The organism is Shewanella sp. TB7-MNA-CIBAN-0143 (assembly GCF_040310065.1).
Lineage (GTDB): Bacteria > Pseudomonadota > Gammaproteobacteria > Enterobacterales > Shewanellaceae > Shewanella.
Map to the genome: position 1 here is coordinate 70,016 of NZ_JBEOPL010000021.1, position 24,426 is coordinate 94,441.

Annotated in this window: 21 protein-coding genes and 1 pseudogene; 4 read left to right on the forward strand and 18 right to left on the reverse strand. The window is 33.9% G+C overall.

What is annotated here, in order from left to right:
* Positions 1-44: 44 nt before the first annotated feature.
* The 17 genes from AAEY97_RS16580 to AAEY97_RS16660 all read right to left on the reverse strand — a co-directional run bounded on the left by AAEY97_RS16580 (position 45) and on the right by AAEY97_RS16660 (position 18,623).
* On the reverse strand, positions 45-1,418 hold the full coding sequence (locus AAEY97_RS16580) for an O-antigen ligase family protein (RefSeq protein ID WP_351000098.1): 1,374 nt from the start codon (positions 1,416-1,418) through the stop codon (positions 45-47).
* A complete protein-coding gene (locus AAEY97_RS16585) occupies positions 1,418-2,116 on the reverse strand; it encodes a hypothetical protein (protein ID WP_351000101.1) in 699 nt (232 codons plus the stop codon). Before AAEY97_RS16585 ends, AAEY97_RS16580 begins: the two co-directional genes overlap by 1 nt.
* Entirely contained in the window at positions 2,116-2,853 is a 738-nt protein-coding gene (locus AAEY97_RS16590; RefSeq protein ID WP_351000103.1) for a tyrosine-protein phosphatase, read from the reverse strand. Before AAEY97_RS16590 ends, AAEY97_RS16585 begins: the two co-directional genes overlap by 1 nt.
* Positions 2,850-5,108 carry a GumC family protein gene (locus tag AAEY97_RS16595; protein WP_351000106.1) on the reverse strand — a complete coding sequence of 753 codons (2,259 nt, stop codon included), beginning with the start codon at positions 5,106-5,108 and terminating at the stop codon, positions 2,850-2,852. Before AAEY97_RS16595 ends, AAEY97_RS16590 begins: the two co-directional genes overlap by 4 nt.
* Positions 5,108-5,644 (reverse strand): polysaccharide biosynthesis/export family protein, encoded by a 537-nt coding sequence (locus AAEY97_RS16600; RefSeq protein ID WP_351000109.1) that lies wholly within the window; start codon positions 5,642-5,644, stop codon positions 5,108-5,110. The genes AAEY97_RS16595 and AAEY97_RS16600 overlap by 1 nt, the downstream gene beginning before the upstream one ends.
* Before the next feature lie 7 nt (positions 5,645-5,651).
* Positions 5,652-6,857, reverse strand: coding sequence for an outer membrane beta-barrel protein (locus AAEY97_RS16605; RefSeq protein ID WP_351000112.1), 1,206 nt, complete (start codon positions 6,855-6,857; stop codon positions 5,652-5,654).
* A 227-nt stretch (positions 6,858-7,084) separates the two neighbouring features.
* Complete coding sequence (locus tag AAEY97_RS16610) at positions 7,085-8,485, reverse strand: undecaprenyl-phosphate glucose phosphotransferase (protein ID WP_351000115.1); 1,401 nt, start codon at positions 8,483-8,485, stop codon at positions 7,085-7,087.
* Positions 8,478-9,428 carry a glycosyltransferase family 2 protein gene (locus AAEY97_RS16615; protein ID WP_351000118.1) on the reverse strand — a complete coding sequence of 317 codons (951 nt, stop codon included), beginning with the start codon at positions 9,426-9,428 and terminating at the stop codon, positions 8,478-8,480. Before AAEY97_RS16615 ends, AAEY97_RS16610 begins: the two co-directional genes overlap by 8 nt.
* Positions 9,425-10,297, reverse strand: coding sequence for a glycosyltransferase family 2 protein (locus AAEY97_RS16620; RefSeq protein WP_351000120.1), 873 nt, complete (start codon positions 10,295-10,297; stop codon positions 9,425-9,427). Before AAEY97_RS16620 ends, AAEY97_RS16615 begins: the two co-directional genes overlap by 4 nt.
* Before the next feature lie 38 nt (positions 10,298-10,335).
* A complete protein-coding gene (locus AAEY97_RS16625) occupies positions 10,336-11,322 on the reverse strand; it encodes a glycosyltransferase family A protein (protein ID WP_351000123.1) in 987 nt (328 codons plus the stop codon).
* Positions 11,319-12,221: a polysaccharide pyruvyl transferase family protein gene (locus AAEY97_RS16630; RefSeq protein ID WP_351000126.1), complete on the reverse strand. Its 903-nt coding sequence runs from the start codon at positions 12,219-12,221 to the stop codon at positions 11,319-11,321. The genes AAEY97_RS16625 and AAEY97_RS16630 overlap by 4 nt, the downstream gene beginning before the upstream one ends.
* Positions 12,222-12,231: 10 nt before the next feature.
* Positions 12,232-13,668 carry an oligosaccharide flippase family protein gene (locus tag AAEY97_RS16635; RefSeq protein WP_351000129.1) on the reverse strand — a complete coding sequence of 479 codons (1,437 nt, stop codon included), beginning with the start codon at positions 13,666-13,668 and terminating at the stop codon, positions 12,232-12,234.
* Positions 13,658-14,590, reverse strand: coding sequence for a glycosyltransferase family 2 protein (locus tag AAEY97_RS16640; RefSeq protein ID WP_351000132.1), 933 nt, complete (start codon positions 14,588-14,590; stop codon positions 13,658-13,660). Before AAEY97_RS16640 ends, AAEY97_RS16635 begins: the two co-directional genes overlap by 11 nt.
* The gene (locus AAEY97_RS16645; protein ID WP_351000135.1) at positions 14,590-15,474 is read right to left on the reverse strand and encodes a glycosyltransferase family 2 protein; all 885 of its coding nucleotides are present in this window, start codon (positions 15,472-15,474) and stop codon (positions 14,590-14,592) included. The genes AAEY97_RS16640 and AAEY97_RS16645 overlap by 1 nt, the downstream gene beginning before the upstream one ends.
* Positions 15,475-15,482: 8 nt before the next feature.
* The gene (locus tag AAEY97_RS16650) at positions 15,483-16,451 is read right to left on the reverse strand and encodes a glycosyltransferase family 2 protein (RefSeq protein WP_351000138.1); all 969 of its coding nucleotides are present in this window, start codon (positions 16,449-16,451) and stop codon (positions 15,483-15,485) included.
* On the reverse strand, positions 16,451-17,422 hold the full coding sequence (locus tag AAEY97_RS16655) for an NAD-dependent epimerase/dehydratase family protein (RefSeq protein ID WP_351000141.1): 972 nt from the start codon (positions 17,420-17,422) through the stop codon (positions 16,451-16,453). The genes AAEY97_RS16650 and AAEY97_RS16655 overlap by 1 nt, the downstream gene beginning before the upstream one ends.
* Positions 17,412-18,623 carry an O-antigen ligase family protein gene (locus tag AAEY97_RS16660; RefSeq protein ID WP_351000144.1) on the reverse strand — a complete coding sequence of 404 codons (1,212 nt, stop codon included), beginning with the start codon at positions 18,621-18,623 and terminating at the stop codon, positions 17,412-17,414. The genes AAEY97_RS16655 and AAEY97_RS16660 overlap by 11 nt, the downstream gene beginning before the upstream one ends.
* A gap of 94 nt (positions 18,624-18,717) precedes the next feature.
* Between AAEY97_RS16660 and AAEY97_RS16665 the strand changes: the two genes are divergently transcribed.
* The 4 genes from AAEY97_RS16665 to AAEY97_RS16680 all read left to right on the forward strand — a co-directional run bounded on the left by AAEY97_RS16665 (position 18,718) and on the right by AAEY97_RS16680 (position 24,052).
* On the forward strand, positions 18,718-19,728 hold the full coding sequence (locus tag AAEY97_RS16665) for an acyltransferase family protein (RefSeq protein ID WP_351000147.1): 1,011 nt from the start codon (positions 18,718-18,720) through the stop codon (positions 19,726-19,728).
* A gap of 1,190 nt (positions 19,729-20,918) precedes the next feature.
* Entirely contained in the window at positions 20,919-21,542 is a 624-nt protein-coding gene (locus AAEY97_RS16670; RefSeq protein WP_351000150.1) for a transglutaminase-like cysteine peptidase, read from the forward strand.
* A 27-nt stretch (positions 21,543-21,569) separates the two neighbouring features.
* Positions 21,570-23,660, forward strand: a complete 2,091-nt coding sequence (locus AAEY97_RS16675) for a bifunctional diguanylate cyclase/phosphodiesterase (RefSeq protein WP_351000153.1) — start codon at positions 21,570-21,572, stop codon at positions 23,658-23,660.
* The gene (locus tag AAEY97_RS16680) at positions 23,660-24,052 is read left to right on the forward strand and encodes a hypothetical protein (RefSeq protein WP_351000156.1); all 393 of its coding nucleotides are present in this window, start codon (positions 23,660-23,662) and stop codon (positions 24,050-24,052) included. Before AAEY97_RS16675 ends, AAEY97_RS16680 begins: the two co-directional genes overlap by 1 nt.
* 18 nt (positions 24,053-24,070) lie before the next feature.
* Here AAEY97_RS16680 and AAEY97_RS16685 read toward each other — a convergent pair.
* A pseudogene (locus tag AAEY97_RS16685) lies at positions 24,071-24,352 on the reverse strand (hypothetical protein); the annotation flags it as partial.
* Positions 24,353-24,426 lie beyond the last annotated feature (74 nt).

Genomic DNA, 24,426 nt, shown 5'->3' on the forward strand with positions numbered 1-24,426 from the left:
CCTTATTTAGCTAACGCTAAAACTAAAGTGACAAAATTAAAAAACTAAAATGGATTAAGCGCAGACTTAGTTTGCGCGATGTCAGCAGGTAAATAACGTACTAACCAACATAAGGTTAAAATGGTTAAAAATAATAAAGTATTTGAGGGTGACTGCAGATGAAAGTCGACAGAAATATGCAACAACATGTGCACTATAGCCATTGCACAACCAAATGCGACGCCCTTGTAAAGTTTATTGTGACGTAAATACATAGTTCGACAAGCTAACCAAAACGAATAAAGTACCCATAAACCTAATATCACAGTCATTACCAGACCATACTCAAGGACAAACTGTATATATTCGTTATGAGCATGGCCGTAAAAACCTGAATAAAACTGTGGTTGGTATTGTGGGAATACAGTATAAAAACTCCCACCACCAGTACCAGTAAAAAGGTGTTCTTGAATAATAGGAAGGCTATCAATGACTACTTCATCTCGAGTTTCTGAAGCAAAAGAGGTATCATTGAGGCGCTGCTTAACTTTCTCAACGCCAAAAATAGAACCCACAATCAATAAATCTAGAATAAAAATACTTACAACTAAAGGCTTAAACAAGGTTGCAGGACGACGATAAATAAATATCGACAACAGTGACACAGCGGCCAGAGCGGTAAAAAAACCAGCATTCCCCATACGCGACCGACTTAAGATTAAGCCAATAATCATAATCACTATTGCTAAACGTAAAATGAGTTTTTGACTGAATAATGTCGATAACAAATCAATTAACATCCCACGTAAATCGAACTCTTTTTTGGTAGTTTTTAATTCTGATAATAACCAACCAAAAGCAATAGAAAGACATAACGCTAGATAATTAGCAAAATGATTTTGATACACAAACGATCCACGGGCCCTATCACCATCGTGATAACCAAAAATGGGTGATACTTCAAGCTGCAACAAATTGAGTACAGTGCCATAAAAAGCCTGTAAACAACCTGAAATAATGATAGCAATCAACAACCAACGTAATGCTTTAGCTTGCTGACAATATTGACTAACTAATAAAATAAACAGGGCATAACAAAAGGTCTTAAGTAATTGCTGTGCCGTCTGATATGGGTCAACAGTATCAATTAGCGGTATCCAATTAAGTAATTGCATACATAAGTAGACCTGCATTAATACTATGGGTAACAACAGCTTTTTTTGCCACTCGTGACGAAGTAATAACGCATCATGTTTAAAACAATATGCTACATGAGCAATAGCTAATGTAATAATAACAAATTCTAAAATCGCCAATGCCCAAATTCGATTACTACCTAATGGAATAGGCACCCAAATAATAACTGCACATAATGCTAGCAACATAGAACGATTAAATAACCCAAAAGTCATCGTCGTATGGGTAATTTTATTATCCATTAGCGGCACATATCCAGTTTAATCCATTTATTAACTTCACCACTAACGGGTGTTGCATAAGCAAAATAAGTACAGACCACAGGGGCTAATTTATACTTCAAAGCCAGCGTTTTAAGATCGGTAAACATTTCCCAGTTAGCACTAGCTGCAATATAAGCGCTACTAAATACTTTTTGCTTTTGGGCCATGGTTAAACTGGGCCAATAAGCAAAACCAATAGCTAAAGTTTGATGTAACACTTCTGGAGCATATGGACCATAATGCAAGGCTTGCTCTAAATACGGCCAAGCTTGCACGATATCTTTCTGGATAAAAGCTAAATTGTACGCATAATCGCTGTAAGCATTTGGCCAGTTAGGTCGCAGAGTGATCGCATCTAAATAGAGTTGATTAAACACTATAATATTCGGTTTTTCTTGTTGCGAAAACACCCCCCACTCCATCACTTTGGCTAGCGTTAACAAATAATGAGGGTTTTTGTCATCAACACTAAAAGCATAATCAGCAGCTAATAATGCATTAGCATATTGTAACGATGTAGGTTTTGTACCTTGTTGCCATTGGTCAACATAAAAACGCGATTTAAAATGATATGCATTGGCTAAGCCCTTTTGCATCAACATAGGCAGTAAGCTTAACAATGCAAATATCATTAATGCGTAAACCATCTTGCGTGGAGACAACTTTACCCATGTCATTAATCACCGCACTCCGCAAATAATGCATTAGAAATATTATCTGGCACCAACGTCGTTAACGCATATGCATATTCTTGGCTAGTCAACTCTGTCACGATATTACTGGCTTGCATCAACTTTGGAGGACGACGGTTTAATGAATGACAATCAGAAGCCATAATCGAATAAAGCTTTTGTTTAATAAAAAGTTCACTCAATTTTTGTGGCGCTGGCCCCATGTCGCCAATTAATGACGCTGCGGTTAACTGAAGTAAACAACCAGACCGAACAAAAGAGTTTATCCGTTCAGGGTGAGATTGTAACTCTCGGTTACGCTCAGGATGAGCAATCATAGGTAGTACATTTCTTGCCAATAACCAACTAATCAACTTATCTGTACCAGGAGGAATATGACTACTAGGCAGTTCTAAAAGCAACACATCTTTTTGCTGATAACGGCCAAGAAAAGGCAATTGTTGTTGCTCAATAAACTGCATGATTTCTGGCGTAATTCTTACCTCTGCGGCAGTGCGTATTTGCACATCTAAACTGGTTAATGCCAACGCCTCACATAACAGGTCATAAGCCTTATTAATTGACTGCAAATTATTGTTGAAAATTCCCAAATGTATATGAGGTGTCGCAACCATGCGTGACACCCCTTGCTCAACAGCGAGCGCCACTAGACCAATGGCTTCATCAATAGATTTTGCCCCATCATCGATATTGGGTAAGATATGGCAATGTAAATCAATCATGCCTTATTATTTGCCTTACTCTTCTTGGTGACAGAGTCTTTAATTGTAGAATCTGCGCCATAAGCTTGGTAGTAACCATAATCTCCTTGATATTGTAGTGCATCTTTAACATTGAATTGATTTAACACTACGCCAAACACTTTAGCTCGAGCCTGATTTAGCTTAGCTAATGTCAGCTTAATCGCTTCGCTGCGAGTATGTCCTGCTTTCACCACTAGCACTGTGGCATCGCATAATGAAGCTATAATTAATGCATCACTTACAGCATGTACAGGTGGTGTATCTATAATAATTTTACCGTATTGGGTTTTAAGTATTGTGAGTAATTCATCAAACTGACTAGAGGACAATAATTCTTGCGGATTTAACGGTACGGCACCTGCAGGCATAACGTCCACATTAGGTCTTACTTCTTTTACAATACAATTATCCACACTGTCTGTGCCCGATAATATATTAGCAAGACCGGTCTGGTACGTTGGTAAACCAAAGCGCATCCCTAAGCTAGACTTACGTAAGTCAGCATCAATAATTAATACTTTTTCCATAGTGGCATAGGCAAATGCCATATTCATTGATGTCGTGGTTTTCCCCTCATTAGGAGTAGATGATGTCACCTCAATGGTCGATAACTTATTACCCATGGACATCAATGACAGTGAAGTCCTAATGGTACGAATAGCCTCCGCATGGAGAGGTAAATTCGTATCGTAAAAAGCAAAATTAATATCTTCATAACTAGTGCCTTTCTTGGCTTTAGGCACGTAACCTAACGACCTTTGTGACAGTATTTTTTCAACATCATCACTAGTCTTAATCGTGTCATTTAACGAATCCAAAACTAAAACCAATACAATAGCAAAACCTAAGCTTGCCATAAATGCTAAAATAACAATCATTTTTTTCTTTGGTTTTTCAGGTGATAACGGTTCAACTGCACGGTCTGTAAATCGTGCAACTGGTGAATCAAAATCCCCTGTGACAGCGGTTTCTTTTTGACGAGCTAAAAAGCTGTCAAATAACTGCCTGTTGGTGTCGACTTCACGCAATAAACGCTGATAGTCAATATCCTTCGTACTCAAGTTTTGATACGCAGTTTTAGCCGAGTTGAATTGCGATTCTAGGGCTTTTAAATTTTGCGCTGCAGTTTGCGCTTCATCTTCAATCCCTTGGACTAACCGGCTTATTTGCTTATGTAAATTTTTCTGTACGGTATTAAGTTCAGCTTGTGCAGCAATCATTTTAGGGTGTTTTGGACCATAAACTTGTTGTAATTCAGACACCTTACGTTCAACTAATACCACTTCGCGTTTTACATTCTGTACTGACTGATGTGACGTCACTTCAGGTAAGCTTTCTAAACGACTAATGTCAGTGTCGCCATAACGTTTGACCACTGTCATAAAGCTGTCGGCTTCGGCTTTACGCGATCTTGCCACAGTAATCTCATCACTTAAACGCTCTAACTCTTTGGCATCTAATGCCGTAACCCCTTCAACGTCTATCAAGCCATTTTCAAGCTTAAATTGTTCTAATCTATATTCAGACTGGTCCAAATTTAAGCGTAAGCCTTCTAAACGCCCCCCTAACCAAACATTAGCCTTCTGGGTCATTCCGAGCTTAGCTTCTAACTGGCTTATAATGTAGGTATCACCTACAGCATTAGCTACTTGTGCTGCAAGCTTTGGGTCTGTACTTTCGTAACTAATATACGCCAGCTGCGTTTTACGCACAGGGGAAATACTGATACTTTGAGCGAAACCATTTATTAATTGATGTTTAGCAATGTCTCGATTAACTATGATATCACCCGTGGCAACTTCTTTGGGAATGAAATTTAGCTGAGATTTAAGCTTAGAAAACCAACTTGGTGGCCGGTTAAAAGCAGGGTGATTAATTAAATCAAGATCATTAAATACCCGTTCAGCAATACTACGAGACTTAATAATTTCAAACTGAGTTAAGTAGTATTCTTGCTGACCAGAATTAATCCCATAGACTTCATCAATTTTAATCGCCTTAGCTTGCTCCGACTCAATCAATAATGTCGATGAAGCCCTATAAGTTGGCGTAATACTTAACACCACAAATATGGTTAGCACTGTAACTAACAATGTGAAAGCTAAAATTCTCCACTTAAAACGCAATATAGGTAAAAGCAGTTTTTTTACATTGATAAGTTGATCCATTTGCATTGTTGCTGGGCTAATAACATTGTTTGAGGAAGTACTTTGACGTCTTTCTTGGAAGATCATTAAAAAAATCTCTGTTCAATAGTAATGGTATCACCAGCTTGAATGGCACTATTAATAGTACCCTGTTCGGACTCTACTTTGCTTCCCTCACGAGAAATGGAAATCTTTTCTTGCGAAGCACGTTCAGTTAACCCCCCCGCTAAAGCAATAGCTTGGTTTACAGTCATTCCTGGCTGATATGGGTAACCACCAGGCTTTTTAACTTCACCATGAATATAAAATGGCCGATATTCAACCATGCCTACAAACACACTAGGCTCAATAAAATAATCACCCTTTAAACCATCAAAAACCAACTTTTCTACCTGTTTAATAGTTAAACCATTCAATTTTAATGCCCCCAAAAAAGGATAATTTATGGTACCGCTATTGGTGATTTTGGTTTCAAGTGTTAATGCGTCTTCACCATAAACTTTAATGATGATAGTATCTCCAGCCCCTAATTGGTAACTCTGAGTTTGAGCACTGGCCAGCGTGGGCTGTATAAGTAGCAATAAAAACATAACAGAAAAACATAAATGAGATAAATGCTTCATGGGATCCCTATAAGGTCATTTCGGCATTGATAAAATACACGTTGCGGTCAAACTCATACTGTTCATCATTAGAATCAACTTCAGAAATATTGACTCCAGCCTCTAAAGTTAACCAACGACTGACGTTATAATTAACTGAAAATAGGTAAAGCTTACTTTTATCCTCGCGATCTACGCCAGTGTAAATGTCATCAAAATGACTGTAACCAATGGCTGAAGAGAATAAATCACTCCACTTATGGTTCCACTTAACACCATAACTAGTTTCCTTTACATAATCTCCGAAACCATTAGGATCTCGGCTAGTACGGCCCGAGGTAAAATCAAACACCGAATATGTAAGAGGTTTCCAAGAAACCTTAGCCTCCCATGACAAACCGCTAAAGTCTTCACGTTCTTCATTATCAAAACTTTTTCGCTGGTAACCGACTTTTATACTACCTTCTGAAGCAGCCGTAGCTTCCCACTCGACCCCTAACCTTGCCGTATTAGTTTTACTGTCACGATCACCAGTTGGATCGATTAAATCATAGGCAGTATCAACACTCTGAAAGTCGGCAAAAATACTGGTTACTGACTGGGTATCATAATAAAAGGTAGCGCCTAAAGTCGTATCATCAAAATTACGATATTGGGTTATAATTTCATAATTACTGTACTCTTTACTATAGAGTTCAGCATTGACTCTCACCCTCGCCGGCGTTGTTTTTGCACCATACTCATAATACCCTCCGGCACTAAACACATCATAGGTATTAGGTTCATCTTGACTATAACCGCTATTCCCCTCAAAAACACCAGTACCACGATCTTCGTGACCAGCAATGTACATAGCCTCAAAATTAAAACGGTTAGACTGGTTTAACTCAACTTCAGAACTAGCCCGAAGTAAGGCATCTAGATAGTTATCATCACTACTACTAAAATAATCACCATATTCAAACCCAAGCTCTAACGTATGAATATTGTTACCATCTAATAACTGAGCTTGTACTGCTGGGGTAACAGTTAAAATCCAACTGTCTTGAGTATCCACTGAAGTACTGCTGATATTATCATCATATTTAAGCCCACTATTTAAACCAGGTATAAAATCAATACCCGATTCAGTTTGAATCATGCCAGCTTTTTCATCAGCTGCAAATACAGGGTTAATAAGTACTAATGAAGCAATAACAGTAGCAATGTAACTCAATTTAAACGGTATGTTCATGACTAATATCCTTATAAAAATGTATGAGGAGAAAAACAACACTGACGTTATAACGCCCGAGAGCAAACTTTGAAACTTGAATTGGCTGTGTTTGACTTTATAAGCCTTAGGTTTGACCTACAAAACATTACCAGAATGTCAAAGGGGCAAGCATCATCCGAAAGACTAATAAATGATCATTCGAAAAGGGAATGGAAATGCTGGTGAATAAAAAAACTACGGAATCATTAATAAACGTTTTTACCGACAAAACCTTTAAAAAAAGTCAAAAATACAATCTTTATGTCCCACCATAATGACCAATTACGAATATAATCAAGGTCATATTCAACTCGCTTCTCCATTTTGTTAAGGGTATCCGTTTCACCGCGCCAACCATTAACCTGAGCCCAACCAGTAATACCCGGTAGAACTTTATGTCGGAGCATGTAATAACTTACTAACTTACGATATTCTTCATTATGGGAAACTGCATGAGGACGTGGACCTACTACTGACATATCTCCCATAAGGACATTAAAAAATTGAGGTAATTCATCTAATGATGTTTTTCGTATAAATGCACCTACATTAGTGATACGGGCATCACCTTTCCTAGCCTGAATAACCTTATCTGTATTTTCAGTTACCGTCATCGAACGAAATTTCCATACTTTAATTTTCCGGCCATCTAAGCCATAACGATCTTGCTTAAAAATAATTGCCCCGGGTGATGATATATAAACAGCTATAGCGACAGTAATAAGTATAGGTGATATGGCCACGATGGCACATAAACTAAAAATGATATCAAAACTACGTTTGTAAAAACGCTTCATTCCAGCAACTGGGGACTCAAAAACACTTAATGTATCGACTTCACCAACGCTGCCAATGCGTGCATGCATTAAGTTTTTCAACAAAAAGTCAGGTGTAATTAACACATCAACAGTACTGTCACCAAGTGTCAGAATAATATCGGCTATACGTTTTTCAGCCAACATAGGCAAACAAACATATAATTTGTGTATATTACCCGCCCGAGCCAACTGAACGGCATCGTCAATTGAACCTTTTAATAATGACGCATCAAGATTTTCAATACGATTAGGTTCCCTGTCGTCGAAAAAACCAACACATTCAAAGCCTAATTCATCATGTTTAAATATTTCATCAAATAATTGTTTACCTGTTTGTGTTAATCCAACAATGGCAATCTTTTGGACGTTATAACCTTTTATTCTGCGAATACGTTTTATCTCTCTAACACAAAAACGCCAACTGACTAATAACACAACAGAGAGAACATACCACCCTCCCATGGCAACTCTCGAATAGGTATCACTATATTTAAATAAAAATAAAACTAATGTCATAAATAGAAATGCGAAAGTTACATTTAGCAGTATTATTCGACACATTGTAGAAAAGCGACTTAAGCGCCAAGATCGATATAAGCCTAATGACTCACCAACATAACTAAAAAAGAATAAAACACCAATTAAAACTAACAAATAATCTTTGTCGAAACCAATATTATACCCGCGCATCATAATTAATAATGAAAAAGCAATAATAACTATATCAATAATACGCAATAAGAAATTTGATCGTACACCTGTAAATTGAAACTTTGATGGTCTATCCATTAGAGCCTCTTATGATTAAATTTAATCTCTTTAAAATTGGTTGATGTAACAGAAATGAACTTGAAGGAAATAAAATTGCAAGAATAAAAGCTTTAAATAATTTACGTTTTTTTAATAGGCTGACTATCTCGAGATATTTGTATGATCTCAAGAGGTTTTTAGTACGTGTAACTTGCGCTGTATTAGTGTCATTATCAAAACTAAAACAATTAACGAATTTAGCATCTGAATCTATTAATGTACTAATATGTTTCAAAGTTAAAACACTTGAAATAGAACCACCACGAATATTATAAATATAACCAGAATAAGGAACAACCTCAGCATTCGCAGTATTTGCCAAGCAATTCGCTAAAAAATAATAATCTTCGCCAACTCTAACTTCAGGCCAATACTTAATCCTTTTATTATTAATAAAACTGCGTTTAAAAACGGGCTTTAAGTAACCAGTGGATTTTACCTTTGAAAATATGAGGTTAGTATTAATTAAAAACTGAAGAGTAAACTCACCTAAAGGAAGATCTGATTTACTATAATAAGGTATTAAATTCGATTTAGAATTTAGTTTCTGATAAAAGTTATCAAGAATAATATCAGTTTTATCATTTCTTAAAGAAAGCAAAGTCGATAAACGATCAGGTAACATGTCATCATCAGAATCAAGTACCGCTATCCACAACCCTCTTGCCGCATCAAAACCAGTGTTTCTTGCTCCACCTGGCCCAGTGTTCTTTATATTTTTAATTAACCGAAGACGAGGATCATTAATATTTTTTACGACAGAAATGGTATCATCAGTCGAACAATCGTCAATGACGATAACTTCAACACTTACACCAACTTGATTTAAAGCAGAGAAAATTGCTGTTTCAATAAAATCAGCAGAGTTCCAAGCAGCTATGACAATAGAAACATCTATATCATTTTCAATAACGGTATTCATATATATTTTTTAAACCGTCCTTTTGACCAGAGACCATAAAAGAAGCCAAGCCCATGAAAAAAATCACAAATTGAATCTAAAAATGATTTTTTAGGATTAATAATATTAACTGGAAGCCAGATAATAGATTTTAAAATATAAGCATTACCTTTAAATAAACATGTTAGAGAAGTATAGATTTTTGACTTAGTCGAAGATTCAATTGCATAGCCAGTTGCACCATGCCTAAAACTTCTATCCATTACCCAAGTTACTGTCATTCTTGAATCAACTACATTTTCATAAACTAATGCTTTCGCATCCCAATAAAGAGTAGCTCCTTGCTTTGTAGCCCGAAGAAAAAGGTTTTTATCTTCTCCCCCTTCTGTTAGTTGCTCATCAAAAAATAAATTATTATTATAGAAAAATTTCACATCCATAAGCACATTATTAGTTGCAGCCCATGAAATAGTTGTGTTGTGAGTAAACTTTCGTTCAGAGAAAATAGAAGCAAATTTAAAAGTATTATTGGCCATCTTAGGGAAAATGGGAATCTGTGGACCAGTAACAGCATTAGCATTATAAGTATTCTGAGTCAACATAAGTTGATTTAACCAAAACTTTTCTGGATATGCATCATCATCTATAAAAGCTAAAAAAGAAAAATCATTATCAATTGCATATTTAAGCGCTGCATTCCTAGCAAATGGAATACCTAAACGACTCTCTAAGGAATGATTTATATTAAAATCATTAGATCTATATTTATCAATTAGATTTTTTATTTCTGTTGAAGCTGTAGTAGAATTTTCTAGAATAAGTAACTCAAATGTAAAATTATTAACTTCAAGAGATTTAACTTTTGAAATGCACTCTTCTAGACTGCTCATTCTAGACCCAACCGAAAGGCAAGTAACTAGAACACTTCTCATTTCAATGGTCTCACAATTATGAAATAGAAAAAGTTGTATATAATTTTAAAAAAAGTTGATACTTTAGGAAGTTCACTATTAAACAATAATTTAAATCCAATGAATTCAAATTTTAGCGCAAATTTAACTGTTAGATATGAGTAAAAAGAAAACTTTTCATCCATTTTATATTTTACGAATTTTTTAACTTTATTATCAAGGATAAATTCATTATTCATTTTCAGAAATAAACTGAACTGATCAAAGTTGTTTTTAATTGATAATGACGTTCCCCAGTCATTACTAGACGTAAATATATTGACACCTTCTCCATAATCAACACCAGACTTTAAATCCATGGTTACTAGGTTACATTGAGAAATTAAATGAAGCCACATTAAATGATCTTCACCTGCAACGGTCAATGTTTCATCAAAACGTAAACCATTAAGTATTTTACGAGAGAAAACAATTGTTGAAGTTTGACAAAAATAAGTTTCAATTAAATTAATAAAGAAAACCTTTGCTTTAATTTCAATAATTAAAGATTGCTTAACTTTATTTTTATTGACATAATCATTTATGTAAGGATTTTCGACAAAGTAGCTATAATCATTATCAAACCTCTGATGATCACAGAAATAGAAATCACTTGATTTATTAAGATAAAACATCGCCCGGCTAATATGGTCATCATGCCAAATATCATCAGAATCAAGAAAAGCAATATAATCTACATTCAAAGAATCAGCAAAATCAAGTCCAACGTTTCTAGCTTTGGCTGGGCCTGAATTTTTTTGATTAATTATTTTAATTTCTATATTTTGTGTTTTTTCTAAATTTTTTAACTCTTTCTCAGCATTAATTGGAGACTCATCATCAATAATAATAATAGTAATTCTTATGTTATCGATGTCAGACTGTAAAAGAATCGAATTTATTGAATTACGCAATAATCCGGATTTCTTTTGATAAAATGGAATAATTATGGCTAAATGCTTCATCCGATACCCCTAACGATTTTGCATTTTGAACTTAATGCTTCCAAAGCGTTAACAGAATTTCTTTCAAAAACACTGTCAGAACTCAAAAAAGCATCGTCAATTATAAAATTCGATAATGTTTTAGCTGCATTATTAACGAAAATGGAATTGATCATTTTTAATTTATCTTGAACATAATTACTGCGTTTTCCGGTTGCTTGTAAACCCGAAAATGAAGACCAGAAATCTAGTATAGAAGAGTTTGGACAGTCATTGAAGGATAATGATAAATCCATCGACTCAGCCCAATCGAACCATTTATTGCGATGAATAGCTACTTTGGGTTGAATAGGAATCCAAGGAACTCGTAACGTATCGGCAAGTATTACGCCATGCATCGCTTCTGAAATAATAAAATCACAACTCTTAATCATAGAAAGTGTGTTTGTTACATTTGGTTCTGTAGGATCTAAGTAAACTAGGCCAGCAACTTCACAAACTTCTTTCCAGCATGCTCGAGGAATACTCTGATAGTGAGGCATAAAACCAATTCGACTAACTCTATTAGGTGACGGTATATGTAATGGAAATTTGAGATATTTAGCTAAAATAGCAGCATCAGTTATCACTTTAGATGTATCAATATTGAGTTGTTGGGCTGTTCTTGGGCCTCTAACAAACGTAATATCCCAACTACCATCATGAACATTAGGAATTGGTGTATAACCACCATATCCGGAACCCATCACTATTTTTGTTGCATCTTTAGGATAATGATCCCAAAGTATTGAACCAACACCTAAGAATAAAGTGCTTTCGTCCTCATCAAAAAACCCAGGTTCAATTAAATTACTCCATAAATATTTGTTTAATTCATCACCAAAGTTTGGAGGGTTTGATTCAAAAAAAGTCAATTTCAAAAAATTATCCTTATTTAATTATTGTTAAAAAAGTAAAGTTCCCAATCGATGGAATTATTTTAAATCGACGAGAAAAAAACTCTAAAAAACCGATATAAAAAGCTATCAGCGATAAAGAGTAGATAACTATATAAATGTAAATATTATGAATAAAACCAGTAAACAAAAATTCACAAAGAAAGTTAGCCAATATTAATGACAACGTAGAATTAAATAAAACTTTAAAGTATGAACTAGTAGAAAAACAAATAAACCGCCTAACTAATATCAACGATGACATATAATTAACAAATTTAAAAAACACTAAAGAATACAAGAAATATTCCATGTTGTATGATGCTAAAGTCATATATATTGGAATAGAGATAGTAGCAACACATACTTGAATTTTCGATAAATGACGAGCGCCACCAAGTAATATAATAAAATTCCTCTGTGGTACACCTAAGGACACAATCAATGCGATTATACAAAAGAAATTGAATATTTTAATTGACTCATCCCATTTATTGGTAAATAAAATATTGAACATTGGTTCGCTAAAATAATAAGCCAAAAAAATCAATGGCAACATCAACCACCAAGTAACAGCCGTTAGCTTTATAAATTCATTACTTTTATCAACTTTAACATCATTAATATTTTTAGAGATCTTACTTAAAGAAACTTCATTTATCGTACTAATAAAAATATCTACTATTATGTCATATAGACGTTTTGATAAATTAAAAAAACCTAACTCTTTAACACCTAAAAAACTCCCTACAATAAATGATTCAGCTTGAATGAATAAATTTGTAAATCCATTCACAAATGTAACAGGCATTGAAAAATGATACATATCCTTAATAATTTCAAAACTAAAATATAATAAAGTTTGATCTTTAAATTTAATGTATAAAAAAATAAAACCAAATAATGAAATAATGATTTGACTACATACCAAAGCCCATACACCAAAATCTAACTGCAACATAACATATACCGTTATAGCTGAAGACAAAGTACAAATAACTGTTCTTATAGCTAGTTGGAAATAATATTCATATTTCACACAAAGGGTATTATATACATTTACAAAGCAATCAAATATCACTTTTACAAAAAGTAACATGACCATATTGTTAATAGTTTCAGTATAAAAATCAAATTTAAAAAAATAAAAAAATAATAACAATAAAAAAACTAAAATAATTGAAATAAGTACATGAAACCAAATAACAGTAGAGATCATTTCGCTTGTTATGTATTCACTCTTAAATAAATTATCTCGCCATCCTGTAGGTAAAAATGAAGAAACTAGAAAAATCAATGTTAATGCTAATGCCACCTCGCCAAAGGATTCAGGGTCCAAAATCCTAGCACTGTAAACAAATACAATAAAATTAAGAATTGGCGGGAAAAATTTACTTATAAATAATGCAAACATAGAGCTTTTATTTTTCATTTAAAAACCTAATTTTAAATTGCTCCAATAAATTGCTTGTAATAAAGAAAAATACATCTAACCGGCAAAACAAAACTGATATGGAACGCAGTATATTTCTATTTTTAATTGCTGTATAAAATTCGATCCATTTTATTTTTTTATTTATTGAGTAATACAATTTATAAAATAATGAGTGAACCTTAGTGTCATAATCAAAATCATTTATTAAGGATAAGTTGCAATCTCTTAAATATATTAAATCTTCAACTGAATGTGTTGCTGAAAGAGAATCATCTCTCACGACTGTAACGTACCCACATGCTTCGACAAGTATAAAGCGAGCTCCATGTAATAGTAACCTTGAATAAAACTCAAAGTCTTCTCCAAGCCTCATCTCTTCTTTATATTTTATTTGATACTTCTTAATAAAACTAAGTCTCAATAGTGGTTTCAAAAAACCAAGTTCTTTTCTATACTCATCTTTTTTAGTTATATTTGACTCAACAAAATAATATATATCAACAAGTAGTGGGATTTCAACATTTAACATTTTTGATAATGTTGTAGGATTATTGTCAAAAGTTCTAAATTGATCGTCGCCAATTATTTCATAACCATTATCATATGTTAATAATGATTCAAATCGATTTTCAATCATAAAATCATCTGAATCTAACACAGTAACCCATTCAGTATCACAAATTTCAAGCGCTCTATTTCTTGAAAAAGAAGGTCCCATATTTTTATCATTAGTAAGAACTTCAACTTTAGCTTCTGAAAAATATGTATTATTAATTATTTCAAGTGTTTTATCTGTTGAGAAATCATCAATAACAAATATTTTTTTGACAAATGATTGATTTAAAGCTGAATTAATACATTTTACGATTGAATCTTCACAATTATAGGCCGCTATTATAACTGAAATACTATTATCCATTAATAATTCTCAATATGGTTTAAACCCAAAGATTTTAAATTAACCCCTAGATGAAAGGTTCCGCGCATTAACCAAAAGTGAAATTTATCATTATTAAACAAATGTAATAAACAAAGAGCAAAGCAATACGTTAATTTTGATAACGATATTATAAAACATTTAAATTGATTTAAACCACGATTATAATCTAAATTTAACTGTCCAAAAGACTGACCCATTCGAAGCTTTCTTTTCAAAATCCATTTTTTGGTAAGTCTATTTTCTGGAACAGGCTCTTCAACAATCGCCATAGGTTCGAAAACTAATTTAGCGCCACTTTCATACATTTTATAAAAAAAATCTGTGTCTTCACCACCAGTTCTTCCATAATCTAAATTAAAACGTAAACCATCAGCTTTGGATAAATTTATTAAAGTATTCCCAGTATACCCCGTCTGAATTTCATTATTAATGAACACAGGTTTATGCGAATGAAAGTCATTGTTAAGTATCCATTTAGGTGTATGCTCTTGATAAATTGCATTTACAGGACCAAAAACAACATCAGCATTTTCAGTTTCTAATTTTTTCAGCATCAATGAAAGCCAATTATTTGATGCTACCTGATCATCATCAATAGTTAAAAACATTGGGCTCGTTGTATGATCTAGACAAGCATTTCTAGCAATAGAAATATTTCGCTTAGGCGCATGAATATATTTTAAAGTCAACTTTAATTCTAACGCTAAGCCTTCGATATATTCTCTTGCACAAGCCGTTTCATCATTATCAGCAACAACTATTGTAATTGTGACATCTTTAGGTATAACTTGTGCACGAATAGACTCTAAAGTTAACCTAATTTCAGGTCTTTTATAGGTACAGATGCCAATACATACTTCCATAACGAATCCTATCTATATAAAATTTTTGAAATTAATTTTCTGCAGAATCCAGCCGACCAACCCAAATGCATAAGTGCAGCAGTTGGTCCAGACAAAACAATAAATAATTTTTTATTCTGAATTGACAGTAAAACACCATAAGCTAAACACAGGCCTAACCAACTTATAAATGGTAATGCAAAAATTATATTTATTGGAAATAATAAGCAAAGTAGTAATGTTGGGAGAACAGACAGTGGTATAAGTTGTCGAATTTTTGGGATTTGTTTATGTTTAATAACATTAGAAGCACGACCTATTCCATAGCGGTAATATTGTTTAAATAGCCCTATAAAATCACTTCTAGGATAGTAAGTCATAAAGGTTGATGATGTTAGCCAAATTTTAAATCCTGCTTTAATTAATCTAAAATCTAATTCAGCATCTTCGTTTGCAACGAATAATTCATCATAACCACCAACATCAGTGAAAGCAGAAACACGCATTAAAGCATGATGACCATGTTCTACCCACTTCCCCTCATTGCTAATATTACGATGTGCCGAACCGCCATTACCTAGTTTTGAGTTTTGCGTTATAGCAAACATATTCTGCATAGCTGTTTTACCGACGGTATCCATTGCTATTACCACAGAATCTGCATCCGTTACTTCAGCCGACTGAATTAACTCAGTTACAAAGTTATCAGGATAATCGGCATGTGCATCAATACGAATAAAATATTTACTATCAAACCCAAAAAACTTAATAGCAAGGTTTATACCGGCACTTTGAATTTTCTTTTCGTTAAAAATCAACTTAATATTAGAATTTACAATGATACAATCTTTGACTATCTGCTGAGTACCATCTGAACTTCCACCATCCGCAACAATGATTAAACTATTCTTATTTTTACAAAATTGTTGTAATAATCGACCGATATGTTCTGCTTCGTTTAAGCAAGGAATAATGATCAGAATTTTTTGTTTATCCATTACTTAAAAGTTCCTGATGAGTCCTTTTTCCACTCTGCTAATGCTCTAACAAGTCCATCATCAAATGTTTTACCATTATCCACTAGCCACTGAGGGTATATGTTGGTTGATTGCACCAATTTCATCACTCTATCTGGGTGAATTCCAATATTTAATGCATTGAATAATCTGAATGCTTTAGCCGCTGCCAACACAATAAACTTGGGGACAAGAAATGTGTTAACTTTTGGGAAATGTTCTTTCGTGAATGTGTTAATAATATCCTCCAAGGTATAGCCATGATGGTAAGCACCATTAAAAGTAACTTCATCATTATGAGCCCCTCTGGCGAATTCGATGGCATTGAGCAAATCACCAACGTAAATACATGCTTTGATCGTATCTTTACGTCCAGGGTAAATAAACCAACCTTTAGACAATAACGTAGCTAATCGAGTGAAATTACCTCCTTCCCCGTGACCAAAAACGACAGCAGGTCTGACAATTGTCAATTTATAATTACTATCGAATTGTTGCCAATCACGATGGATTCTTTCAGCTATCTTTTTAGAATAACCATAAGAGGATGTAGGCTTTAAGGCCGTAGTTTCTACTTTTTGATCTTCACCAGGACCATATACAGAAATTGAACTCGTGAAAACAATTTCTTTTATATTGCATTTTTTAGCATATTTACATACTTCAATTGCACCAACTATATTAGTTTCATAGTATTCATGATGTTCATGTCCCGGCGTAGTGTGGATTGCAGCTAAATTATAAATAACATCAATATTTTTATACACCTTTAAAGATGCTAAATCTCGTACATCAGCCTGAATATATTCAACATTTTTCACAATATTTTTTGGCGGTTTGATATCAATAGATATTATTGTGTCTACCGTATTATCCAATGAACAGATCAAATGGTTACCAATAAAACCTGAACCACCAAAAATAATTACTTTTTTACCAACATCATGCAACATTAACAATTCTCCTGCTTACAGAACTAAATGAAATCCAAGCCAAACAAATCAGAAACTGAGCTAATGTAAATTGTCTTAACAGAACAGCTTCAAGGAAAGATTGCGTAAAGAAAAAGAAGAAAACAAATATTGACAAAACCAATAATGGATTTGTAAAGTCATAGTTTTTATAAAGTTTTTTTATAAGTAGAATAAGGCCTACTACATAGATAAAAAAACCAACAAAACCTAATTCAACCCATATATTAATAAACATATTATGAAAGTTAAATCCCGAACCTGACTCTACTTTCGCGTACTCCCAGATATCTTCAGCAACCATATTATTTATAACGAAAACACTTTGATACCCAGAACCTAATATAGGGTTTTCAGAAATCAAATCTAAACCTCTCTCCCATATATAAGTTCTTCCTGTTAATGTAGGATCCTTCCCGATATCATACATAAATTCGTCAAAAAAACTTTGAGTCAATGAATAAATCGCTATTCCAATAATTGAAATAAGTATTGCCACCATAAAAAAATTAACATTTAATCTCAAATAAAATGTAATATTTTTAGTTTGGTACCACATAAATAAATACATTAAAAATAACGACATAGATACTGATAATGTGGTGCCAAATGATTTTGCTTTTAATAGAACTAATACAGCAAGGAATAACAAAAATCCGCCTAGAATACGTGATAATCTATTGGTTTTTTCACTATAAAAATACATAACAACACCAACACCAACCCCAATAGCCGTATGTATAGCCAAATAATTCTTACTTGAAAATATTCCAATTAAACTTATTTCACCAGTCATTCCATTTAATGCAACACGATTGGAAGCAAGACTTGCGCCCATTGCAATAATAAACGTAAAAACCAAACAGTTTAGCAGTAAATTTTTATCTACGCGGCAGATCAACACTATTGAAAATACAGTTGTTAATAATAATTGAACTCCACCTCTAAATGCAATCATGGAAGTATCAGACCAAAAAGATGATACTATAGCAAGACATGGGATAATCAATAACGCCCTATATCTCAACAAGATTCGATAGCTCTCACTAATATTATTAATCAAAATAGAACCGCCACAAACAATAAACATCAACGCAGCTAAAGAACCAATAGTTGAATTAAATACTAATGAGAAAAAGAAAGAAAATACAACAAATATTAAGATAACATCTGTTCTTAACAACTTATAGTCATTCATAATTATTAATTTTTACTTGAATTATGTTAGTTAAAGAAATAGTATCAACGAAAATGTATAATGAATTTGTTATTAAATCATGAAAAACTCACTATCTAAGAAAATCTCAACTGCTCGCGTAATTTGCATTTTAAGTTTGATTTATGTACATTTTCCACCTCTATATGGCGAAATAACAGATGTAAATAATTTCGAAGATTATTTTATTATGTTGGTAAGCAATCTCATTGGAAGGTCTAGTGTTCCTTTGCTAAGTATTGTTAGTGGTTACCTTATCGTAACTTCCATTTCAAAATATAAATATACTCGATTATTAAGAAATAAAATGCTAACTCTTTTAGTTCCTTTAGTTGCATGGAATTTTTTATCGCTTACTAAGGATTTAATGTTAGGCACATCCCCGCTAGAAGATAAAAATATTTTAAACTATTTATTATCAATATACGACACACCAGGAATCATGCCATTATATTTTTTAAGAGACATATTCGTATGTGTAACTCTAGCATTTATCTTATTAAGGTTAACATCTGGAGTGAAATCAATTATTACAACATTCTTACTTATAACATTATCAATATTTGATTTAAATAATTACTTATTTATAAATGATAAAATAATCATCTTCTTTTTCCTTGGTATGATTATTGCCAAAAATAAAAACTTTTATATCGAAAGCTTTGAAAGTAAATTATTGTTCACTACGAGTTTGATTTTGTTAATTATTTCAACAAACTTATTAATAATTATTAAACCGGAAAACTTACCGGACGAATTACTCACTATAATTTCTATAACATCTAGAGTTTTTGGAGCTATAATATTTTGGAATATAGCTTGTTTTTTAACGAAAAAATTTAACATAGGTAAATATAGTTCAGTTATATTTTTTACATTTTGCTCACATACTCTAATAATCAGTTTTATATGGATTATAGCAAAGAAGCTTCATATTGAACCAATGACATACAGTTATGTAGCACTCTTCGTCAGCAGTCCAATATTAGTATTTATTATCTCGCTTATGATTTACAAACCTTTTCTTCGCATATTTCCTAAAGCTCAAGTTCTATTGACCGGTAAAAGATGACTGCAAATCTGCCCTAGTAAACCGTGTGAGCAAAGAAACATTTAAAGTTAAACTCCAATGACAAAACTTTAAGATAATGATTTTAATCAAAGTCGGAACTGTCTATCTAGTCCTTCAAATTATCTCTCTTAACTGAGCTCTATAATTGAAGTTGACGATAGCAAACACTAGAAAAAAAGACACGCTACCGCCACTAGATTACAGCTTCCAGATTGCTATGATTCATTTCAAATTGTTAACATTTTATGCACTAAGCGAAAAAGTAGAAAAGTATCTCTTTCTACTCTATCGGACGAACATAGAAATGAGAAAAAAACCAGTAAAATATCAAACAAATCATAGCATTTATGGTTTCAGTACTATTTTCGTAGACTTCATTCCTTGCTTAAATTTTCCATTTCTACTTTCTATTTTGTATTATTCATCTTTAATAATGTTACGAGTATATGATATACAGCAACTTAATGACAGTTTTTTGACACCTCCTGCTTTTTGTCGATTATTTGACGAAATGTTAAACCAAAAATCAAAATACTGGGAAGTTACTTTTTAGTATTAGCTTAAATTCAAATTACTTTTACATTAGCACAACAGTAAAATAGCTCATTTAACAATCAACTCAAGCTTTAAGGATCTCTTTACATTGTTACTTCATGCACCATAACGATTATTAAAAATAAAATCATGCACTTTTTTTGTGCCTATAAAATAGGCTTATTGTGTATGCATTATTAAAGAAACATATCAAAAACCAAAAAATCAAACACGTAAGACACTGTTATTATTAGTTATAATACTAAACTTCACTATCAGGCGTTATCTAAACTAAAAATCATTCTATCTATGAAAATGATCAACATTAATTTATAACTTATTACATAACAATAACCATGCCAACAATTTGACGCTGACAATATTCACTATCAACAAACCAAACTAGGTTATGAATTAGACATGATTCATTTGATGTATTTTTTACAGCTTGTTCTATGTTTGTGTATACTCAAACATAGAACAAGCTAGTTGTGTCATTTTATTGTCGATTCGCGTTTTACTAGTTTTTGATATGGGCCGTTATTGAATAAATTTTTGTTAATTAATTGCATTGTCATTATTAACCATCATTTTAATAGGATTTACGTATTAGGCTCATTTTGTTTTGTTGCAACAAATATCGCCACTGGCTTTTTATGTCATTGGTGTTTTCGGCTGTGTGTGTTGCCACCATAACTGACGATTTATTTACCACTGATTTTTTTACTCAAGTCGAGCAGCGCTATGGCTCAGAAAGAATTGAAGATTTTAGTGACTGGCGTGACACCATAAATGAAGGCGTGACATTGAGCGATTACGCCAAGCTTAATTTAACTAATCAATTTGCTAATAGGCGGATTCGATTTGTGAGTGATAGCGACCATTGGCATAAAAGTGACTATTGGGCCACACCGCTTGAATCGTTAGGTACTAAAGGTGGCGATTGTGAAGACTTTGCCATCTTTAAGTATTTTACCTTAAAGGCTATGGGTGTTGATGAGAGCAAAATGCGCCTGATGTATGTGCGTGCGTTATTGATTAACGAGCCTCATATGGTGTTGATTTACTTCGAAGACCCAAAGGCGATGCCTTTAGTGTTAGATAATTTAAAATCGAAAATTTTACCCGCTAACCAACGACGAGATTTAAAACCAATTTATTCATTTAATGGTCAAGGGTTATGGTTAGCGAAGACACAAGGGTTGGGCAGCAACAAACCCACTAGCAGTGGCACTAAAAGTTGGACTGACTTAGTTAATCGTATTGAGAATGGCGAGTAATCGTTACAAAAGGATCTGGAGCAAACAATGTTTATAAAAGGAATGTCTTTGCGGCTACAGCTTTATCTGCTGATAGGTTGTTTATCTATATTTAGCTTTGGAGCAGCGTTATATAATAACGTATCGAACATGCGTGGCTATTTAAATGAACAGTTAGCATCTCACGCGCAAGCAGCAGCGCACAGTTTAGGTTTATCTATCTCACCTTATATGGATGAAGAAGGTTTGGTGATTGCCGAGACAATGACTAATGCTATTTTCGATTCAGGCTATTACCAACATATTATTTTTACCGACCTGGACGGCAAAGTCTTATTTGAGCGCAATAATCCTCAAGGTAATTTTGCTGTTCCACAGTGGTTTATTAACTGGTTTACCCTGCATCCTCCGATAATGACAAGTGAAGTGAGTGATGGTTGGCATATTGCAGGTAAATTAGAAGTGCAATCGCATGCGGGTACCTCATATAAAAGTTTATGGGATCACGCGGTTAGTAATTTAACCTCTGCATTATTTCAACTGGTTATTGCACTTTTATGTGCTTACTTTATTCTAAAAGCGGTGTTGACCCCACTGAGTAGTATTGAAAAACAGGCTGAGTCGGTCATTCAAAAGCGCTTTGAGCTTAATCCTATTAAGCCTTTCACCTCTGAGTTACGCACGCTAGTGAATGCGATTAACCGCATGATTGAGAATATTCAGCGCTCGTTTAATGAACAAACTCAATTGGCTGAAGCCTTGTCGAAGGAGGTTTATATTGACTCGCATACTGGTTTACCTAATCGCCGCGCGTTGTTAAAGAAGTTTGAGTCAATTCAAGCTGAATATGAGCAACACGGTAACCGTTTTTATTTAGGCTTATTGTCGATGACCTCTTTAAAGCAGGTTAATGACAACGATGGTTATGGCAGCGGAGATGACTATATTTTATCTGGTGCGCAGCTTTTTAGTGAACAAATGAATAGTTTGCAAGAAGCAACCTTATACCGCATTTCAGGCTCAGAATTTGCTTTTTTAAGCTTACTTACTGAAGATGCCGCCAAAGAAGTCGATCAGCAAATAGCCTCTTGTATTTTAATAGAAAGCTCGTCGCGTTTTAGTAATGGCTTTGCAAAACATAGTCTCACCCGTGTAAATCACCAAGAAGACTTTGCTGATGTGGTAATGCGTTTAGATAACCAACTGGTGCATAATCAATATGCTGATAACCCTATGGGGTTGGTTTCTGCTAAGGGCATGCAAAAGAATCATTCACGTGAGGAATGGGTGGGTATTTTGACCCAGTTTACTCAGTATTTTAAAGACGAAATTAATCATTCTAATAGTAAAGATTTTGCAATTAAGTGTATTCCGTTAGATAAATTATTCGATCTAATGTTGCAGCCTGTGGTGGATGAAAATCAATCTATTTTGTATGTTGAGTCGTTTGTGCGCTTTAAAATAGCGGGTGAAACACTATCGACTTTAGATGTGTTTGCCATGGCAGAAAGATTGGGCGTGTTACAAGAACTCGAACAAGCTGTTGTGTGCTTTATTTTTTATAAGCTGCAACACATTGAACACACCCGCGTAGCCATTAATATTAGTAATCGTGCGCTGCATAATCCGGTGTTTACCGATTGGTTGTTTGATTTATACCAAAAAATGCATAAAACGCTTCCACCACTTTTGTATGAATTTAACGAGTCTGGCGCAATGCTTTCGCTTGAATCGACAGAGAGTTTTATTCGCCGAGCAAAACAATTAGATATTGATATTGCCATTGAACGTTTTGGGTCTAGTTTGAGTTCGTTTTGCTATATTAGAAACTTAAACATTGATTATATTAAGATTGATCCTAGTTACGTGCGCGATATAGCTCAGGCTGATACGCGATTTTTTGTGCAAACAGTGATTCAAATTTGTCATAGTATTGGTATTAAAATCATCGCACCACAGGTAGAGTCAGCTGTTATAGGTGAACACTTTTCACTCATGAACATCGATGGTTTACAAGGGAATGGATTGTATGCTGTACAAAATTTCAGTAGTATAATTCCAATTAATGCAACACGAACATGGATCAGTGCATTGCAACTGAACTATTTTAATCATTCACCAAATAGCGAGGCAGAATAATGCGCAAAAATAAATTAACCCTATTATTCGTTTCAGCATTATTTACAACGAGCATGTCTGCCAGTGTTATAGCTGAAGATACGTTAACCTCTAGCACTCAAAATGCTCCGATTTCAGAGCAAGCACAGCAATTATCTATAGAAATCCAAGCCGCTAATGGCAATGAAGAGCTGATTAAGCAAGCATTGAAGGCTGCTGCAGTTGCAGGTATGCCCCCTGATGATATTTTAGCTGTCGCACTTGCCAACGGTATTGACCCATCCATAGTGGCAGAAGTCGTAGAAGAAACACAAACTTCCGGTGGTGGTGGATTTGGTGCTGCACCAGCACCTGGTGCTACAGGTTTTGGTGGCGGTTCAGGTGGTGGAGCAGGAACGATTTCTGAAAACTAATATAGTAATAAAACAAGTTTATTTACAATGAAAAACAGCGCGTAATGCCGTTCTCTTAAGGTGAGCGGCATTTTTTATTTTTGCGACTGGATAACCATTTTTACTCACTTTTAAGCAGCGCGGGTAACTTCTTTCTCGCTTACCTTCCAACTTAAATTGCTTCGCATTCCTTTCTATATCCAAAATCAGTTTCGGCACATCTCCTGGTGCGTATAACGGCATATTAGTCAGTTTGTTGATGATATGAGAAGAAGCATCTCTAAAACTGAGTTGATTTGGAAAGACACTTTTAAGGGATCGGTGTTTTTCAAGGTAGTTGGCACTCTTTACTTAAATTTTAAGCTGCATTTCTTGTTTCTGTTTCAGACTTCTTA

Excerpts from the sequence above, each read along its gene's own strand:
- AAEY97_RS16615 (WP_351000118.1), bottom strand. The coding sequence starts at position 9,428 with ATGAATACCGTTATTGAAAATGATATAGATGTTTCTATTGTCATAGCT.
- AAEY97_RS16585 (WP_351000101.1), bottom strand. The coding sequence starts at position 2,116 with ATGACATGGGTAAAGTTGTCTCCACGCAAGATGGTTTACGCATTAATG.
- AAEY97_RS16595 (WP_351000106.1), bottom strand. The coding sequence starts at position 5,108 with ATGATCTTCCAAGAAAGACGTCAAAGTACTTCCTCAAACAATGTTATT.
- AAEY97_RS16645 (WP_351000135.1), bottom strand. The coding sequence starts at position 15,474 with ATGGAAGTATGTATTGGCATCTGTACCTATAAAAGACCTGAAATTAGG.
- AAEY97_RS16600 (WP_351000109.1), bottom strand. The coding sequence starts at position 5,644 with ATGAAGCATTTATCTCATTTATGTTTTTCTGTTATGTTTTTATTGCTA.
- AAEY97_RS16590 (WP_351000103.1), bottom strand. The coding sequence starts at position 2,853 with ATGATTGATTTACATTGCCATATCTTACCCAATATCGATGATGGGGCA.
- AAEY97_RS16635 (WP_351000129.1), bottom strand. The coding sequence starts at position 13,668 with ATGAAAAATAAAAGCTCTATGTTTGCATTATTTATAAGTAAATTTTTC.
- AAEY97_RS16640 (WP_351000132.1), bottom strand. The coding sequence starts at position 14,590 with ATGGATAATAGTATTTCAGTTATAATAGCGGCCTATAATTGTGAAGAT.
- AAEY97_RS16675 (WP_351000153.1), top strand. The coding sequence starts at position 21,570 with ATGTTTATAAAAGGAATGTCTTTGCGGCTACAGCTTTATCTGCTGATA.
- AAEY97_RS16670 (WP_351000150.1), top strand. The coding sequence starts at position 20,919 with ATGTCATTGGTGTTTTCGGCTGTGTGTGTTGCCACCATAACTGACGAT.
- AAEY97_RS16655 (WP_351000141.1), bottom strand. The coding sequence starts at position 17,422 with ATGTTGCATGATGTTGGTAAAAAAGTAATTATTTTTGGTGGTTCAGGT.
- AAEY97_RS16625 (WP_351000123.1), bottom strand. The coding sequence starts at position 11,322 with ATGAAGCATTTAGCCATAATTATTCCATTTTATCAAAAGAAATCCGGA.
- AAEY97_RS16610 (WP_351000115.1), bottom strand. The coding sequence starts at position 8,485 with ATGGATAGACCATCAAAGTTTCAATTTACAGGTGTACGATCAAATTTC.
- AAEY97_RS16650 (WP_351000138.1), bottom strand. The coding sequence starts at position 16,451 with ATGGATAAACAAAAAATTCTGATCATTATTCCTTGCTTAAACGAAGCA.
- AAEY97_RS16665 (WP_351000147.1), top strand. The coding sequence starts at position 18,718 with ATGAAAAACTCACTATCTAAGAAAATCTCAACTGCTCGCGTAATTTGC.
- AAEY97_RS16580 (WP_351000098.1), bottom strand. The coding sequence starts at position 1,418 with ATGGATAATAAAATTACCCATACGACGATGACTTTTGGGTTATTTAAT.
- AAEY97_RS16620 (WP_351000120.1), bottom strand. The coding sequence starts at position 10,297 with ATGAGCAGTCTAGAAGAGTGCATTTCAAAAGTTAAATCTCTTGAAGTT.
- AAEY97_RS16605 (WP_351000112.1), bottom strand. The coding sequence starts at position 6,857 with ATGAACATACCGTTTAAATTGAGTTACATTGCTACTGTTATTGCTTCA.
- AAEY97_RS16680 (WP_351000156.1), top strand. The coding sequence starts at position 23,660 with ATGCGCAAAAATAAATTAACCCTATTATTCGTTTCAGCATTATTTACA.